This is a genomic window from Flavobacterium sp., from assembly GCF_013822155.1.
Classification (GTDB): domain Bacteria; phylum Bacteroidota; class Bacteroidia; order Flavobacteriales; family Flavobacteriaceae; genus Flavobacterium.
Map to the genome: position 1 here is coordinate 15263 of NZ_PNJW01000021.1, position 17838 is coordinate 33100.

The 17838-nt window shown below is 33.3% G+C and carries 18 protein-coding genes; 9 read left to right on the forward strand and 9 right to left on the reverse strand.

Annotation, left to right across the window (positions count from 1 at the left end; translation table 11 throughout):
* Window positions 1-30: 30 nt before the first annotated feature.
* From C0512_RS07100 to C0512_RS07130, 7 genes are all read right to left on the reverse strand, one after another.
* Entirely contained in the window at window positions 31-867 is an 837-nt protein-coding gene (locus C0512_RS07100; RefSeq protein ID WP_290860061.1) for an energy transducer TonB, read from the reverse strand.
* 8 nt (window positions 868-875) lie between these two features.
* Window positions 876-1268 carry a biopolymer transporter ExbD gene (locus C0512_RS07105; RefSeq protein ID WP_290860063.1) on the reverse strand — a complete coding sequence of 131 codons (393 nt, stop codon included), beginning with the start codon at window positions 1266-1268 and terminating at the stop codon, window positions 876-878.
* A 1-nt stretch (window position 1269) separates the two neighbouring features.
* Window positions 1270-1965 (reverse strand): MotA/TolQ/ExbB proton channel family protein, encoded by a 696-nt coding sequence (locus C0512_RS07110; RefSeq protein ID WP_290860065.1) that lies wholly within the window; start codon window positions 1963-1965, stop codon window positions 1270-1272.
* 47 nt (window positions 1966-2012) lie between these two features.
* Complete coding sequence (gene nhaD, locus C0512_RS07115; RefSeq protein WP_290860067.1) at window positions 2013-3386, reverse strand: sodium:proton antiporter NhaD; 1374 nt, start codon at window positions 3384-3386, stop codon at window positions 2013-2015.
* Window positions 3387-3396: 10 nt separating this feature from the next.
* Window positions 3397-4623 carry a Glu/Leu/Phe/Val dehydrogenase dimerization domain-containing protein gene (locus C0512_RS07120; protein WP_290860069.1) on the reverse strand — a complete coding sequence of 409 codons (1227 nt, stop codon included), beginning with the start codon at window positions 4621-4623 and terminating at the stop codon, window positions 3397-3399.
* A gap of 176 nt (window positions 4624-4799) precedes the next feature.
* Window positions 4800-6059, reverse strand: coding sequence for a cellulase family glycosylhydrolase (locus tag C0512_RS07125; protein ID WP_290860071.1), 1260 nt, complete (start codon window positions 6057-6059; stop codon window positions 4800-4802).
* Between the two features lie 121 nt (window positions 6060-6180).
* Window positions 6181-7245: an anhydro-N-acetylmuramic acid kinase gene (locus C0512_RS07130; protein WP_290860072.1), complete on the reverse strand. Its 1065-nt coding sequence runs from the start codon at window positions 7243-7245 to the stop codon at window positions 6181-6183.
* Window positions 7246-7337: 92 nt separating this feature from the next.
* On the opposite strand from C0512_RS07130, the gene C0512_RS07135 reads away from it, so the two are divergent.
* From C0512_RS07135 to C0512_RS07175, 9 genes are all read left to right on the forward strand, one after another.
* Entirely contained in the window at window positions 7338-8477 is a 1140-nt protein-coding gene (locus C0512_RS07135; protein WP_290860073.1) for an acyl-CoA dehydrogenase family protein, read from the forward strand.
* Window positions 8478-8560: 83 nt separating this feature from the next.
* On the forward strand, window positions 8561-9049 hold the full coding sequence (locus tag C0512_RS07140) for a DinB family protein (RefSeq protein ID WP_290860074.1): 489 nt from the start codon (window positions 8561-8563) through the stop codon (window positions 9047-9049).
* On the forward strand, window positions 9037-9747 hold the full coding sequence (locus C0512_RS07145) for an NRDE family protein (RefSeq protein ID WP_290860075.1): 711 nt from the start codon (window positions 9037-9039) through the stop codon (window positions 9745-9747). The genes C0512_RS07140 and C0512_RS07145 overlap by 13 nt, the downstream gene beginning before the upstream one ends.
* Window position 9748: 1 nt before the next feature.
* Entirely contained in the window at window positions 9749-10783 is a 1035-nt protein-coding gene (locus C0512_RS07150; protein ID WP_290860076.1) for a D-alanine--D-alanine ligase, read from the forward strand.
* Window positions 10783-11421 (forward strand): hypothetical protein, encoded by a 639-nt coding sequence (locus tag C0512_RS07155; protein WP_290860077.1) that lies wholly within the window; start codon window positions 10783-10785, stop codon window positions 11419-11421. Before C0512_RS07150 ends, C0512_RS07155 begins: the two co-directional genes overlap by 1 nt.
* Window positions 11422-11467: 46 nt before the next feature.
* Window positions 11468-12145: an SDR family oxidoreductase gene (locus C0512_RS07160; RefSeq protein WP_290860078.1), complete on the forward strand. Its 678-nt coding sequence runs from the start codon at window positions 11468-11470 to the stop codon at window positions 12143-12145.
* Window positions 12146-12159: 14 nt separating this feature from the next.
* A complete protein-coding gene (locus C0512_RS07165; protein WP_290860079.1) occupies window positions 12160-12762 on the forward strand; it encodes a SprT-like domain-containing protein in 603 nt (200 codons plus the stop codon).
* A gap of 63 nt (window positions 12763-12825) precedes the next feature.
* Window positions 12826-13884, forward strand: coding sequence for a mannose-1-phosphate guanylyltransferase (locus tag C0512_RS07170; protein ID WP_290860080.1), 1059 nt, complete (start codon window positions 12826-12828; stop codon window positions 13882-13884).
* Window positions 13885-13906: 22 nt separating this feature from the next.
* Window positions 13907-16273, forward strand: coding sequence for a cation:proton antiporter (locus tag C0512_RS07175; RefSeq protein ID WP_290860081.1), 2367 nt, complete (start codon window positions 13907-13909; stop codon window positions 16271-16273).
* A gap of 1 nt (window position 16274) precedes the next feature.
* On the opposite strand, the gene C0512_RS07180 is transcribed toward C0512_RS07175, so the two are convergent.
* A complete protein-coding gene (locus C0512_RS07180) occupies window positions 16275-17042 on the reverse strand; it encodes an ABC transporter ATP-binding protein (protein ID WP_290860082.1) in 768 nt (255 codons plus the stop codon).
* Window positions 17039-17782: an ABC transporter permease gene (locus C0512_RS07185; RefSeq protein ID WP_290860083.1), complete on the reverse strand. Its 744-nt coding sequence runs from the start codon at window positions 17780-17782 to the stop codon at window positions 17039-17041. Before C0512_RS07185 ends, C0512_RS07180 begins: the two co-directional genes overlap by 4 nt.
* Window positions 17783-17838: the final 56 nt, after the last annotated feature.

Here is a 17838-nt window from a genome sequence, read left to right on the forward strand (position 1 = left end):
GAGGTTTGTAGCTATGTAATTTTTGTTTTTTTATTCTCCGTTTCTAAAGTTAAATACGATGAATCCAATTTGATTGTCGGGAGCATTAGAATCATCATTCCACTTGTATTTGTATGCAGATTTAATAGCAGCTTCTTGTAGACAAATACTTGATGTGTTTGAACCACTTGGACTGAACTTTGCATTTGTAACAGTTCCGTTTTTACTTACTTTTACTTCCACAACAACTGTTCCTTCATCATTACAGTCTGCTTTTACGGCTCCGGGTTTAGATAATTTTCTTCCGTTTAATCCCCAACTTCCATTTCCGGTGCCTATTCCTTTTCCGCTGCCATAATAACTGTTTGAATAAATACTACCGTCAATTTTTCCTTGGTTTCCCGGGTTAGTAGTTGTTCCGTCTCCACCACTAGTTTTTCCATCAGACTTTTTAACACCACCAATTAAGGCATCTAGTTTTGCTTTTTTATCGACTTCCTCTTGCTTTTTTTTCTGTTCAGCAGCTTTTATTTTAGCATCAGCACTTGCTTTTGCGTCAGCTATTTCTTTTTGTCTTTTTATGGCAATGGCCGCTTCGTTATCGGCTGTAAGAACATTTTCGGAGACCTTACTTGGTGAAGTAGGTTTAGATATTGCTTCTTCTACAGGTTGTTCAAGAACTTCTCTAGGTTCTGTTTTTACCGGCTCGGTTGTGTTAGTGTTTCCTGAACCAGCATCGGTGTTACCAAAGTTAATAGCAATACCATTTTCCGGCGGCGGATCTATATAGGTTAACCCAAATACAAAAAACAACAATAACAATCCAATTGTAATTGAAGCACTTAATGCAAAAGATTTTTTTTCGTATTCAGTTTCTAAAAACTTCATGACTAAGTTTATTTAGGTCGAACGGCTAAAACTACTTTGATTTGATTTCTATTGGCAATATCCAAAACATTTACTGCTTTTTCAATGGGCACACCTTCTTCAGCTCTTAAAATAATAGCTTTATCATCTTTATTTGAAAACAATGCTAACAATTTTGATTCTAAATCAGCTTCCTGAACTTGGTCTTTATCAATAAAAAATTCTAAATCTTTATTGATGCTTACTGAAATATTTTTATTGCTATCTGTTTTCCCTTTTGCTTTAGGCAGAACCAAATCCAACGCATTTGTGGTTACCATGGTGGATGTAAGCATAAAGAAAATTAATAACAAGAATACAATATCCGTCATCGACGACATATTAAATTCCGGTGATACTTTATTTCTACCTCGAATATTCATATTATGATGGTTCGTTTAAAAGGTCTAAGAAATCAGTTGCATTGGCTTCCATTTGATGAACCACTTTGTCTGTTTTTACTACTAAGTGATTATAACCCATAAATGAAATGATACCTACAACCAACCCGGCTACTGTAGTAGTCATGGCTGTGTAAATACCCTCAGCTAAAGCACCCACTTCAATTTGTCCTCCTCCGCTAGCCATTTTATGAAAAGCAAGAATCATACCAATTACAGTACCTAAAAACCCAATCATCGGCCCTGCTCCGGAAATGGTAGCTAACATACTGACATTTTTCTCCAATTTATAGATTTCTAATTTACCGGCATTTTCGATGGCTGTATTTATGTCTTCTAAAGGTTTTCCAATTCGGGAAATTCCTTTTTCGGTTAGTCTGGCAACTGGTGAATTGGTTTGTGCACAAAGCATTTTGGCAGCATCAATTTTTCCATTCATAATATTCATTTTGATATTATTCATGAAATTCACATCTATTTTTGAAGCAGCATTAATCGCCATCAAACGTTCAAAATAAAGGTATAAAGCAAAGAAAAATAACAATCCTAATGTTATCATAATCATTTGACCACCAATTCCACCACTTGAAACAAGTTCCCAGATGGATAATGTTTTTTCAATGGGTTGAGGATCTAAAACTGCATTTTGTGTTGTTGCTAAACTATCTATTGCTTGCATATTATTTGATTTAAATTAAGTAACGCTAAAATACTGTTTTAAATTGTTTAACGAACAAAATGCTCAATAAACAAAAATGCTATTGCTCCGGCAATAAAACCGGCAAAAGCCAACCAAGTTATCTTTTTAAGATACCAAATGAAATCGATTTTTTCCATTCCCATAGCAGCAACACCGGCTGCTGAGCCAATAATTAACATACTTCCACCTGTTCCGGCTGAATAAGCAATAAAATGCCAAGCTGAATGATCAATTTCATAAGTATACATTCCCATAGAGGCAGCTACTAACGGAACATTGTCAATCACAGCTGATAAGACTCCTAATAATATTATAACAACATCCATATTTGGAATGGCATTACTAATACTTTCTGCGGCATAGCGTAAAGTTCCAACCTCCTGACCCTGAATAGTTCCGAATACTAATGATTCTAGTGCTGCAACAGCCATTAATATCCCTAAAAAGAATAAAATACTTGATATTTCAATTCTTGATAATGCTTTTTGAGCAGAATATAAATGTTTTTTGCTTTTATCAAAATGATCTTCGGGATGAATATATTCTGAAACTAACCATACAATAGCTAAACTAAACATCATACCTACATAAGGAGGTAAATGGGTTAGCGTTTTAAAAATGGGCACAAAAACAATGGCACCTAAACCCACCCAAAGCATAGTTTTACTACTTAATAGTTTCTGTTCCTCTTCATTGTTTTTTATTTCTATTTGAATGTCTCCTTTAAAAATTTTCATTCGAGAGGCTAATGCAAAAGGAACTACAAAACAAATAACTGCTGGAACAATTATATACTCAGATAAACCTACAGCTGTTACTTTTTTGGCGATCCATAACATGGTTGTTGTAACATCCCCGATTGGTGACCATGCACCTCCGGCATTTGCAGCAATAATAATCAAGGAAACATACCAAATGCGTTCTTCTCTATTTTGAATTAATTTACGCAATAAAGATATTAATACTATTGTAGCAGTTAAATTATCAATTACAGAGGAAAGTAAGAATCCAATGATTCCTGTAATCCATAAAAGTTTAATTTTACTTGTGGTTTTTACCATCCCTTTTAACACGTCAAAACCACGATGTAAATCAATTAATTCTACAATAGTCATTGCTCCGATAAGAAATACTAAAATTTCAGCGGTTTTACCGAGATGATGCAAAAGCAAACTTTCAAAACCGTGTTCCTGTTGATGAATTTCACCGGAAGCGATATTAAAAACGGAGCCATAACCGTCAATTACGGTAAACCAACCCTGGTGAAATCCAATGGCCAAAAAAGCCCACATAACGGAGGCCATTAAAAGAGCGGGAACAGTTTTGTCTAATTTTAAAGGATGTTCTAGTGTTATCGATAAGTAACCAACAACAAATAATAGGATGATAAAAAGTGCCATCGAATGTAGATTAAGTTAATTGTTTTAGTGCAATTTCAAAAGCAGTTGCACTTATGTTTGTTTTTGAATTATTAAGGGAGTGAGCTTTTTCAATAGCTCTTTTAATCGTTTCTGAGGTGTCAAAAAAGATAGCTTCATCTGTCATTTGAACTTTTTTCTCCATGAAATAAGCAAATACGCGAGCCATTCCACAATTGGCTATAAAATCAGGAATTAAACTAACTTTCGCATCTGTTTCTTCCATGATAGAACCAAAGAAAATTTCTTTATCTGCAAAAGGAACATTGGCACCACTCGAAATAACCTCTAAACCGGAGGCAATCATTTGGTCGACTTGGCCTTTTTGCACCAATCTTGAGGCTGCGCAGGGTGCAAAAATTTCAGCACCAATGGTCCAAATTTTTTGATTAATTTCTTCAAAGGGAATCATGTTTGGAGCGACCAATTTATTACCATCTTTGTTTAAAAACAATCGTTTTATTTCTTCAAAAGTGAAACCGTCTTCATTTATAATTCCACCTTCACGGTCAATAATTCCAACTACTTTTGCTCCCATATCAGCCAAATAAAAGGCGGCGGCGGAACCTACATTGCCGAATCCTTGAACTGCAGCTTTTTTCCCAACAACACTTCCGCCGTAAATATCATAATAATGACGAACTGCTTCGGCAACACCAAATCCGGTAATCATATCAGCAACAGTATATTTCCTGTTAACGTCCGGAGAAAATTTAGGATTTTCAATCACTTTAATTACACCTTGGCGTAATTGACCTATGCGGTTGATTTTATCAGCTTCTGTTGGTTTGAAATGGCCATTGAAAACTCCTTCTTGCGGATGCCAAACACCACATTCTTCTGTAATTGGAATAACTTCGTGAATTTCATCAACATTCAAATCACCACCGGTTCCATAATAACTTTTCAAAAGCGGAGAGACTGCTTTATACCAGCGTTGCAAAACGCCTTTCTTTCTTGGGTCATTAGGGTCAAAATTAATGCCTGATTTTGCTCCACCAATAGCCGGACCTGATACTGAAAATTTTACTTCCATGGTTTTAGCCAAGGAAAGTACTTCATTCATATCTAATCCTTTTCGCATTCTGGTTCCACCACCGGCGGCACCACCTCGAAGAGAATTAATTACTGTCCATCCTTCAGCTTCTGTTTCAGCATCTTTCCAATTAAATATTATTTCAGGTTCTTTATTTTCAAATTTTTTGAGTAATTCTTTCATTCGGTTTAGTCTGTTTGTTTTTGCATTGCAAATTTAATTTTTAATATCAATTAATGATTTTTTTTACTAAAGTTTTTAGGCAAAAAGTTTAATAATTAGGCCTTTTTCTATTTAAAATAAAAAAGCCAATTGATTTAATGAGAATTTACTATCTATTTATTTTGGAATTGTGTTGATTACCGTTTTTTTATTTTATGATTTTTATAACCCAACCCTTCTAAATAACCGGGATTTTCGAAATTACCTTTATTAAAAAGACAATTTTCTAAGTATTGATTTAATGCCTTTTGAACCAATTCGGGATTTGGGCGATTTTTTCTAATGTTTTCAAATGAACTTCTGTCACTTTTTGCAAAATCAATTAGTAAATTGAAATTTTCCGGTTGATCAAAATTCATAATTCCTCGGGGATTGTTCATTTTTTTGTATGGCCAAAAACACCAATTTATTTTATTTTTATCCAAAAGTATTCGAAAATCCCGTATCCATTCTTCCGTGTTTTCTCCTGTTTCGCCTATATAAATAGGGACGTCATGTTTTTCACTAAAATCGACATAAAATTGGACAGATTCTTGATTTACATCAAACCAATATTTGTGAAATTCATAAACTACATTGTTGTCCAAAATTTCTTCAAAAACACCAAAATCACCACCCCAAACAGAACCGCTTAAAAATAGGGTGTGTTTTTTATCTATTTTTCGAATATCAGCCACCAATCTTTTGTAAAGCAAATGTAAGCGAAGATTATAATCTTTAATTTCATCTTTAAAATAGTGTGCTAATGGTTCATTAATTAGATCATAACCAATAACTATAGGGTCATTTTTGTATTTTTTCGCAATGTCAACCCAAATATCACTCAATAAATCCTGAGATTTTTTACTAAAAAACAAATAAGGATATCCATAACTATCATCAATATTGTCACCCGTTTGACCTCCCGGAGCACAATGCATGTCTAACAATACATATAAATTTTCTTGTCTACACCACTCAATAACTTTGTCTAAATAAATAAATCCGGCATTTCGTTTACCCATGTATAAATCTTGTGTAAACATTTTGTAATGAAAGGGAATACGAAGGTGATTGCATCCAATTTGTTTTAAATATTTGATGTCGTCATGGGTAATATAATTGTTAAGGTATTTGTCCCAAAATACTTCTAGACTGTCAGGACCTATCATTTCGTAAAGAAATTCATCAATTTTTCTAGGTGAATTTACTTTCTCAAATTTGAACATGTACCCTTCCGGAACCAACCAATTCCCCAAATTTGTACCGTTTAACAGGATTGGGCTTCCCGACGGATCAATCAATTGCTTCCCTTTAGTTTTTAATACTGGAGTATTTTCTGAAAAATCATTTTTGTTTTGACTATAAATCATCAAAGGGCAAAGAAGAAGTAAAGCGGTAAAGAGAGTTTTTTTCATTGTGATATTGAATTTATCCCGCTAAATTATTTTTTTTGAAATGCAACAGAAAGGATTTTGGTCTCATTTTATCCGAAAGTGTATAAAAAGTGTACTGTTTTTAAAATAAAATCAGATTTGATTAATTAAAAATATTTCCGGAACAATGATTGTGTTTTGCTCCCGTCACACTACTCAAAACGTTAATTTCATTGCGTAATTTCAATACTCCAAGTAATCCAAAAATCAAAGCTTCTTTGTATTCTAAAGTTTTGGAATCAGGAATAATTAATTGCATTTTTGGTAAATATTTTTGCATTTTTTCAACAAGAAAGTCATTATATGCACCGCCGCCGGTTATCAATAATTTACCCTCTTTTTTTGGGAGTGAAAAATCGGTTTGAATGGCAATGTGCTCTATGAACGTATTCATTTTGTCTTCAATTGAAACAGTATAGTTTTCTATTAATGGCAAGATAATTTTTTTGACAAATTCAAACCCTAATGATTTCGGATAAGGTTTTTGATAATAATCCAAACTATTTAATTCATTTAATAAATCTAGATTTACTTTTCCTGAACTTGCAATTTTTCCTTTGTCGTCATATTCCAAACCTAATTGATTGGCATAATAATTCAAAACGGTATTTACCGGCGAAATATCAAATGCTATTCGTTGCCCTTTTTCTTCAAACGAAACATTTGAAAAACCTCCTAAATTCAAGCAAAAATCATATTTAGAGAACAACAATCTGTCACCAATAGGTACTAAAGGAGCTCCTTGACCACCTAATTCCACATCTTGGACTCGGAAATCACAGACAACTGTTTCCTCAACAATTTCAGCTATTTTGGGTAAATTTCCAATTTGAAGAGTCAATCCTTTTTGAGGTTGGTGTAAAATGGTATGACCATGACTGCAAACAGCATCAATCAAATGTAATTTATGTTTGTCAATAAATTTTTTGATTGTATTTCCTAAATAATCCGTGTAATCTTCATTTAGTGAAATCAATTCATTTTCAGAAAAATCAACTGCATTTTTAAGTTTGTTTAGCCATTCTTGAGTGTACGGAATGGTTTCTGTTTCTGTAATTTTGTAGTTCCAAAGATTGTTTTTTACAGTAAAATGAACGTGAGCCAAATCGATACCATCCAATGATGTTCCGCTCATGACTCCAATGACTTGATAGGATTCTTTAAACATGGTCTAAAATTACGAAAACGTTTGAAATTATGACTTTAATATTATACTTTTGCCTTCAAATTTAAGAAACAAACAAACAATATTTTATAGTTATGGATTTTAATCTTACCGAAGAGCATTTAATGATTCAGCAAGCTGCACGTGATTTTGCTCAACAAGAATTATTACCGGGTGTCATTGAAAGAGATGAACATTCAAAATTCCCAACAGAGCAAGTGAAAATGATGGCTGAATTAGGTTTTATGGGAATGATGGTTGATCCAAAATATGGTGGAGCAGGCCTTGACAGTATTTCCTACGTTTTGGCGATGACAGAAATTGCAAAAGTGGATGCTTCTGCCGCCGTTATTATGTCGGTTAATAACTCGTTAGTTTGTGCCGGAATGGAAAAATATTGCAGCGAAGAACAAAAAATGAAATATTTGGTTCCGTTAGCAAAAGGGGAAGTAATTGGAGCTTTTTGTTTATCAGAACCGGAAGCGGGAAGTGATGCCACATCTCAAAAAACTACGGCTATCGACAAGGGAGATTATTATTTATTAAACGGAACAAAAAACTGGATAACCAATGGCGGAACAGCTTCAACATATTTAGTAATTGCCCAAACCGATGTAGAAAAAGGGCATAAAGGAATCAATGCTTTTATAGTTGAAAAAGGGTGGGCAGGATTTGAAATCGGACCGAAAGAAAAGAAAATGGGAATCCGCGGAAGCGACACCCATTCGTTGATGTTTACTGACGTGAAAGTTCCTAAAGAAAACAGAATTGGTGTTGATGGATTTGGGTTCAGTTTTGCAATGAATGTATTAAATGGTGGAAGAATAGGAATTGCATCGCAAGCTTTAGGAATTGCAACCGGAGCGTATGAATTAGCTTTAAAATATTCGCATGAAAGAAAAGCATTTGGAAAAGAAATTTTCAAGCACCAAGCCATCGCATTTAAATTGGCAGATATGTATGTGAAAATCACAGCAGCAAAATTATTAATTATGAAAGCAGCCTGTGAAAAAGATGAAGGAAAAGATATTGCACATTCCGGTGCAATGGCAAAATTATATGCTTCTGAAATTGCTTTAGAAGTGGCCAATGAAGCCGTTCAAATTCACGGCGGAAACGGATATGTGGCAGAATACCATGTAGAACGTATGATGCGTGATTCAAAAATTACACAAATTTACGAAGGAACATCTGAAATTCAACGCATTGTAATTTCAAGAGGATTGGTTTCATAAGCAAATTTAAATTTTATAAATTAAACCCTTTGAGAAATTTCTCAAAGGGTTTTTTTGTTATTTTTGAGAAAAATTGAAAGTGTATGCTGTTATTTCCTATTCGAAAAGCAATGAATGAATTGAACGATTTACTAAATCAACTTACAAAGGATGATTATGTTTATCCTTGTTCGTTCTTGAGTAATGCGTCAATTGGCCAACATACACGACACATTATTGAAATGTTTCAATGCTTAAATGTTCAGTATTCTGAGGGTGTTATTAATTACGATTCCCGAAAAAGAGATCGGTCCATTGAAACAGATATAAATACGGCAAAAGCAGCCATTGAAAATTGTTTGAATGAATTGGAAAAACCAAATAAATACATTCGGTTGGTTCAAATGATAGAAGGGTATGAAATTACTACCGAAAGCAATTACTACCGAGAATTGCTTTATAATTTAGAGCATTGTATTCATCATCAGGCATTAATAAAGGTAGCTGTTTTGCAAAATAATTCTATTGTTATTACTGAGAGTTTCGGAGTAGCTCCTTCTACAATTGAATACAGAAAACAATGTGCACAGTAAGTTTTGTTGTGTCGAATGACCAAGTTATCATTACTTCCAATCGTGATGAGAGTGTGATTAGACCCTGTGCAATTGAACCCAAATTATATTCTATTAATGGCAAGAATGTTGTTTTTCCCAAAGACCCAAAAGCAGGAGGGACTTGGTTTGCAATTACCGAAAGCGGAACTGCTTTGGTGTTGTTAAATGGAGCTGCAGAAAAACATCAAATTAAAAAAAAGTATCGGAAAAGCAGGGGTTTAATTCTTTTAGATGTCATCAGTTCTGAGGTTCCTATTGAAGAGTGGAATTCCATCGATTTAAAGAATATTGAGCCGTTTACATTGGTGCTTTTCTTAAACTTCGAATTATATCAATTGCGATGGAATGAAGTAGAAAAAGAGATGATACAATTAGATGCAACAACTCATCATATTTGGTCTTCGTCAACATTATATTCAAATGAGATTCGTTCCAAAAGAGCTCAATGGTTTTCAGAATTTTTGAATAAAAAACAGCAAGTAGATGGTTCAGAATTGTTTCATTTTCATCGATATACTGAAGAAAAAAATCAAGATTTCGGTTTGGTAATTAATCGTGATGAAGCATTGAAAACGTTGAGTATCACACAAACAATTATTACTAAAAAAGAAGTTGTGCTTTCACATGTTGATTTAAGGAGTCAAAAACATTTTGTTAATTCATATACGACTCGTTAATTTGAAATTATTTATACATAAACTTTTTCATTGGGAATATTGGCCATTTCAAATTGTCTATATTCCTATTTATTTTTTGTGGATTTTTTATGCAATCAAATCTCGTACACTTTTCTTTTTCAATGCGTGTAATCCACGAATAAGAAATGGCGGATTTATTGCCGAAAGCAAAAAGGAGATTTATGATTTAATTCCACAACAATTTTATCCAAAAACCGATTTAATTCTTGAAAACAGTACCAAGGAAGAAGTGTTTTCAATTCTCGAAAAATCCTCCATTACTTTTCCTTTTATTGCCAAACCGGATATAGGATTACGTGGTTCTGCAGTAAAAAAGATTCATGATTTAATTGAATTGGAAGATTATCATAACAAAGCAAATTTTGATTATTTGATTCAGGATTTGATTCCGTATACCAATGAAGTTGGCATTTTTTATGTACGCTTTCCCAATCAACAAAAAGGTAAAATTACAGGAATTGTAGGGAAGGAATTTTTGGAAGTCACCGGTGACGGCATTTCAACAATAACAGCACTTTTAAAGTCTAATCCAAGATATGAGTTACAATTGAAATCACTTCAGAAAGAGTATGGAAATCAATTGGATCAGGTTTTGGCCAAAGGTCAGAAACGCAATTTGGTACCTTACGGTAACCATGCAAGAGGTGCCAAATTCATAGATGTGAGTCATTTAATTTCAGAAAAACTAACAGATGTAATTGATCAAATGTGTCAGCAAATACCGGAGTTTTATTTTGGCAGAATGGATTTGATGTATGAAACGTGGGACGATTTAGCAAACGGAAAAAACTTTTCAATCGTGGAGTTAAACGGAGCCGGCAGTGAACCCACGCATATTTATGACCCAAAACATTCCTTGTTTTTTGCTTGGTATGAATTAGCCCGACACATTTCCTACATGTTCCAAATAAGTGTACAAAACCATCAAAACGGATTTCCTTATTTAACCTTTAAAGAAGGCGTTGAGCAATACCAATTACAAATGCAACAGCAAGCAAAAATTTATCATTTTTAATGCAAAAACTCAAGAACATAGGCGTTGGTTTTTTAATCAGTTTCATTGGTTCAATTCCTTTGGGTTATTTGAATGTTGTGGGATTTGAAGTGTATCGAAAGTTTGGATTGATGGATACAATTTACTACCTACTTGGAGTTATTTCAGTAGAATTAGTAGTGATTTATTTGACGCTACTTTTTGCCAATCAATTGTTACAGTCAAAAAAATTGCTTCAATATATAGCTTTTTTTTCAATCCTATTTATGTTCCTCATTGCGTATGTGTTTTATTCAAGTGCATCATCAGAAAGTGACCAACACGAAGTAATAGATAGTTTATTTACAAATCCACCTTTTTTAGTGGGTTTACTTTTAAGTTGTTTTAATTTTATCCAAATTCCTTTTTGGTTGGGTTGGAATTTATTTCTGTTGAATAATCAACATATTGAAATTTCAAATTCAAGAAAGTACTTTTATATTTTAGGAACTTTGTTAGGTACATTTTTCGGGATGTTGGCACTCATTTTATCTTTAGATTTTGTAGTAAATCAAACCGATTTTTTCGCAAAATACCTCCTGAAAATAATCATCCCAAGTGTATTTGTTATTTTAGGTTTTTTTCAAGGGTATAAATATTACAAGAAGTATTTCCACTAATTTTCATTTCTATTCTTTTCTTATCTTTACGAAAATTAGATAGCAATTGAAAAATATCATCATCACTGGAACTTCCCGCGGAATTGGCTTTGAATTAGCTTTGCAATTTGCTAATGCTGGTCATAAAGTTTTAGCCATTTCAAGAAAAACACCCAAAGAATTAATTGAACATTCCAACATTACTTGTCTTTCCATTGATTTATCAAGCGAAAAGGAGTTGCATAAAGTTTCCGATTTTCTATCCCAAACTTGGAAAAAAGTGGATATAATTATTCACAACGCCGGAAGTTTGTTGTTAAAACCATTTTCACAGACCTCACATGAAGATTTTGAAAAGGTTTACAAAGTAAATGTGTTTGCTGTTGCTAATTTGACACGCGTTTGTTTACCGTTTTTACAAAAAGGAAGTCATGTCGTAACTATCAGTTCGATGGGAGGCATTCAAGGGAGTATGAAGTTTGCTGGATTGGCGGCTTATTCTTCAAGTAAAGGGGCGGTGATAACACTATCGGAATTATTAGCAGAAGAATATCGAGAACAAGGCATTTCTTTTAATGTTTTAGCACTTGGAGCTGTTCAGACCGAAATGTTGCAAGAAGCTTTCCCAGGTTACGAAGCACCACTTTCTGCGAAAGAAATGGCCGATTATATTGTTGGTTTTTCGTTAAACGGAGCGAAATATTTTAACGGAAGAGTGATTCAGGTAAGTTCATCAACACCATAATTTTTAGTTTTTTAATGAGTGAAGTTCTTTTAAAATATCTCCCGGAACATGCGGTTGAACCTGTTTTTGAGTTGATTAAAACCAATTCGGTTCACTTAAAAATTGTGAACGAACGTCAAACGCGTCATGGTGATTATCGCAAGCATCCCTCAGGAATGCATCAAATTACGGTGAATGCCAATTTGAATAAATACCGTTTTTTGATTACGCTGGTTCATGAAATTGCTCATTTAGCTGCTTTTGAAAAACACGGACGATACATTAAACCTCATGGAGTAGAATGGAAAATGACTTTTCAACGGTTGATGGTTCCGTTTATTCGTCCGGAGATTTTTCCCAATCACGTTTTGCCTTTTGTAGCCAATCATTTCAGAAATCCATCTGCAAGTAGTGATACCGATGCACGATTGGCCTTTGTTTTAAAACAATTTGACGAACGAAAACCCGATATTCATTTTATTCATGAAGTTCCTTCTGGTAGTTTTTTTAGAATAAAAAACGGGAAAATTTTTCAAAAAAAAGGATTACGGGTTAAACGCTATGAATGCTTAGAAGTAAAATCCGGAAAGTTGTATTTGTTTAATGCAAATGCTGAGGTGGAAATAATTCCGGGATAGAAAACATTAAGGACTTATTTTCTATATTTTTGTCAATCATTAGAATAATTAGACCTTAAAAAAATGAACAAAAATTATTACGCAATAGTAATGGCCGGTGGAGTAGGTTCACGTTTTTGGCCGGTGAGTACCACTGAATTCCCTAAACAGTTTCACGACATGTTGGGTTCAGGCGATACACTGATTCAGAAAACGTTTCAACGATTGTCAAAACTTATTCCGATTGAAAATATTTTGATATTAACCAATGAACGTTACAATGATTTGGTGTTTCAACAGCTGCCGATGGTGAAACAAGAACAGGTTTTGTTGGAACCCGCTATGCGAAATACCGCTCCGTGTATTTTATATGCTTCCTTGAAAATTCAAAAAATGAATCCGAATGCTTTGATGGTTGTCGCTCCAAGCGATCATTGGATTGAAGATGAAAATGCATTTAATGCTAATTTACAACAGTGTTTTGATTACTGTGAAAAAGAAAATGCGTTATTGACTTTAGGTATTCAACCCACTTTTCCCAATACCGGTTTTGGGTACATCGAATTTGATAAAACAGATAACAATCCAATAAAAAAAGTCAACCAGTTTAGAGAAAAGCCTGATTATGAAACGGCAAAATCGTTCTTGAAAAGCGGTAATTTTCTCTGGAATGGGGGTATTTTTATTTGGTCGGTTCAATCGATAACTGAAGCTTTTTCAACATTTCAGCCACAAATGAATAAATTATTTAGTAATGGTTACAGTCAGTTAAATACTTCTGAAGAAAAAGAATTTATCAATCAAAATTATGCTGAAGCTGAAAATGTTTCAATTGATTATGCCATTTTAGAGAAAGCCAAAAATGTTTTTGTTTTACCGGCAACTTTCGATTGGAACGATTTAGGTACTTGGGGTTCATTATATGATAAACTCGATAAAGACGAACAAAATAATGCAGTAGTTAATTCAAAAGTAATTTTGGAAAACGCAACAAATAATATTATCAGAGCTCATGATAAAAAACTAATTGTTATCGACGGCTTAGATAATTTTATAATTGTAGACGAAGGGAATGTTTTGCTCATTTACCCAAAAGACAAAGAGCAAGAGATTAAATCAATTATGAAAAAAGCGACAGAATAAATTAATTATACAATTGAATAGTATGATATTTTTAATAGGCATTGATTTCACTTTACCACTCAAGAATCCGGTTTTGCTGTTTTCTTTGATATTATTTATCATTCTGTTTGCACCTATTATACTGAACAAACTACGAATTCCGCATCTCATAGGTTTAATTATCGCTGGAGCAATTATTGGTCCGAATGGGCTGAATTTGATTGCTCGTGACATGAGTATTATTTTATTTGGAACAGTTGGCTTGCAGTATATTATGTTTTTGGCTGGGTTGGAAATTGATTTGGCTGAATTCAAGAAAAACAGTTCCAAAAGTTTAATTTTTGGAATGCTTACTTTTTCAATTCCAATGATATTGGGAACTGTTGTAGGTCTTTATGTATTGGATTTTTCAATGGCAACCTCTGTTTTGCTTGCCAGTATGTTTGCTTCACACACGTTGATTGCTTATCCATTAATCAGTAAATTGGGCGTTGCCAAAAATAGAGCTGTAACTGTAGCTGTCGGAGGCACGATGATTACTGATACACTCGCTCTTTTAGTTCTTGCAGTTATTGCGGGCATGCAAACCGGTGAAATCAATCAGGAATTTTGGATTCGTTTAGGTTTTTCAGTCATTCTTTTTGGATTGGTCGTGATGCTTATTTTTCCAATAATAGGGCGTTGGTTTTTTAAACGCTATGATGATAATATTTCACAATATATTTTTGTGTTAGCGATGGTGTTTTTGGGATGTACATTGGCGGAATTGGCCGGCATTGAGGCTATTATTGGTGCTTTCTTAACCGGTTTAGCATTGAATCGATTGATTCCATATACTTCACCCTTAATGAATCGTATTGAGTTTGTGGGAAATGCACTTTTCATACCATTTTTCTTGATTGGGGTTGGTATGTTGATTGATTATAAAGCTTTTATTAAAGATTGGGACACAATCCAAGTAGCAGGAATTATGACGGTTGTAGCTATTGTTGGAAAATATTTACCCGCATATATTACTCAAAAGTTGTTTGGTTATACAAGAGATGAGAGACGATTAATATTCGGATTAAGTAATGCTCAAGCAGCTGCTACTCTAGCGGCAGTTTTGGTCGGGTTCAATATTATTGTCGATTATAAAAGTGTGAATTCTTATAATGAAGTACATCTTAAAAACAATAAATTAACAACGGAGAATAATCAAGTTATATTATTCAGTGAATTGAAAAAAGGGGAATACCCAACTTTGGGAAGTATTGCTTTTGTTAATAATATTGAGGCAAAAGGCTCTTTTAAATTAAATGATAAAACACAAATGAGTTTTGTCAATGGAAAATTAGCTGACATTAGAATACCTAACCGACTACTAAATGAAAATGTGTTAAATGGAACCATTTTAATGATTCTAATTACTTGTACCATTGCTTCATTTGTGGCTCAAAAAGGGGCTTATAATATTGCTCTAGCTGAAAATGATGAAACGGATAGTGAAGATGATGTAGTGATTGAAAGCGATGAAAAAATCTTAATTCCAATGAAAAGTGTTGATTCAGTTGATGAATTAATTAACCTTGCAGTAACTATAAAATCGAAAAAAAATAAAACCGGATTATTTGCTTTGAATGTAATTAGCAATAATGCATCAACAGCAGTTTTAGAAAGTAAAGCTCAAAAAATTGTAAAAAGAGCAGCTGTAGTTGCTTCCTCAACAGATAATTCTTTAAATATGCTTATGCGATACGACTTAAACATCTTAAATGGTGTTTCAAGTGTTGTTAAAGAGCATAAAATATCTGATATTATTTTAGGTCAAACAGAATCTCTTGGAGCATCAGATTCTTTATTTGGACCTTTAACAGACGGAATTTTAAATAAATGTAAAACAACTACATTTATTTATAAATCTGTTCAGCCATTGTCAACTGTAAAACGATTTATTGTTGTCATTCCGGAGCGTGCGGAACGTGAAATTGGGTTTCCGTTTTGGCTCATTAAAATTTGGAATTTAGGAAAAAACACAAGTTCTAAAATTGTTTTTTATGGCTCTGAAACGACAATAAATTTTATAAAAGACATCCATGCTAAACATCCTGTAGATGCTGAATTTAATTTGTTTTCTGATTGGGATGATTTCTTAATTTTATCTCGTCATATCAACAAAGACGATACTTTAGTAGTTGTAATGAGTAGAAAATTAAATCTTTCTTATAACTCGGTGATGAGTAGTATTCCCGGTTTCATGAATAAATATTTTGATAAAAATAATGTACTGATAGTTTATCCGTTGCAATCTACTTTGTCAGGAAGTAAATTGGATTTAAAGAGTTCAGCAGCGTTAGAAACCTTTACTGAAAACATTGAACGATTAGATGATGTTCGAAAATTAATCGGTAAATTATTCAGAATAAAATAAACTATTTGTCTTCTTTGTTTTGGGCTTTTCGGATTTTTTTGAAAAGATTAGAGGAGTAAACAAAGTCCACTATTGCTTCGTTATCGGTTTTGAAAATATCTTTTTTGGTTCCTTCCCATGCTAGGATACCTTCTTTTAGAAAGATAATTTTTTGGCCTATTTCCATAACAGAATTCATGTCATGCGTGTTGATGACTGTTGTGATATTATATTCTTCTGTAATTTCCTTAATTAAATTATCAATAACAATAGCAGTTTTTGGATCAAGTCCGGAATTGGGCTCATCACAAAATAAATATTTTGGATTGTTTACGATTGCTCTTGCAATAGCTACCCGTTTTTGCATTCCACCGGAAATCTCTGAGGGTTTTTTTGAATTTGCATCAATAAGGTTTACTCGTTTTAAAACAAAATCAACACGTTCTTTAATTTCATCTTTTGTTTTATTGGAAAACATGGTTAATGGAAAACCAACATTTTCTTCTACAGTCATGCTGTCAAATAAGGCACTGCCTTGAAATACCATGCCAATTTCTGTTCGTAATGCTCTTTTTTCATTTGAATTTAATTCAGAATAAATTCTTCCATCAAAAGAAATAGTGCCCTTGTCAGGAGTATGAATTCCTAATAAAGATTTCAATAAAACAGTTTTACCTGATCCACTTTGGCCAATAATCAAATTAGTTTTCCCAGTTTCAAAAATGGTAGAAATACCTTTTAAAACTTGAGTATCACCAAATGATTTTTCAATATTTTTAATTTCTATCATTTGCTTAATAATAATTGAGTTAAAATATAATTAAACAGAATAATAGCAACGGAAGTCCAAACAAATGATACCGTACTTGCTTTTCCAACTTCTAACGCTCCACCTTTCATATAAAAACCATGGTAGGAAGGAATAGTGGCTAACAGAAATGCAAAAACAAGAGTTTTGATAAATGCATAGGTAATATGAAACGGAATGAAATTGGTTTGTATCCCTCGAATAAAATCTTCACTATTTGAAAAACCGCCATAAACTCCAGCCATCCAGCCACCTAGAATTCCTAAAAACATACTCAGCCCAATTAAAAAAGGATAAAATAACATGGCAATAATTTTGGGAAATACTAAATAGTTTAATGAATTAACACCCATAACTTCTAAAGCATCTATTTGCTCTGTTACTCTCATGGTTCCTATGCTGGAAGTGATAAATGAACCTACTTTACCTGCCATAATAACGGAAATAAAAGTAGGAGCAAATTCAAGGATAACTGATTGTCGTGTGGCAAAACCAATTAAATCTCTGGGAATTAAAGGGTTTGTTAGATTAAGTGCTGTTTGAATGGAAACCACGCCGCCAACAAAAAAGGAAATGAACCCCACGATGCCCAATGATCCAATGATTAAATCGTCAATTTCTTTAAAAATCAAGACCTTCATCGCACTCCATTTAAGTGGTTTGTTGAAGACTTCTTTTAACATTAAGAAATATTTCCCTATGTGGGTAAGAATTTTTAGCATAAAGCAAAAATAACAAAAAGTTTTGGTTACTGTTTGGCAGTTTTTTTTATTTGTAA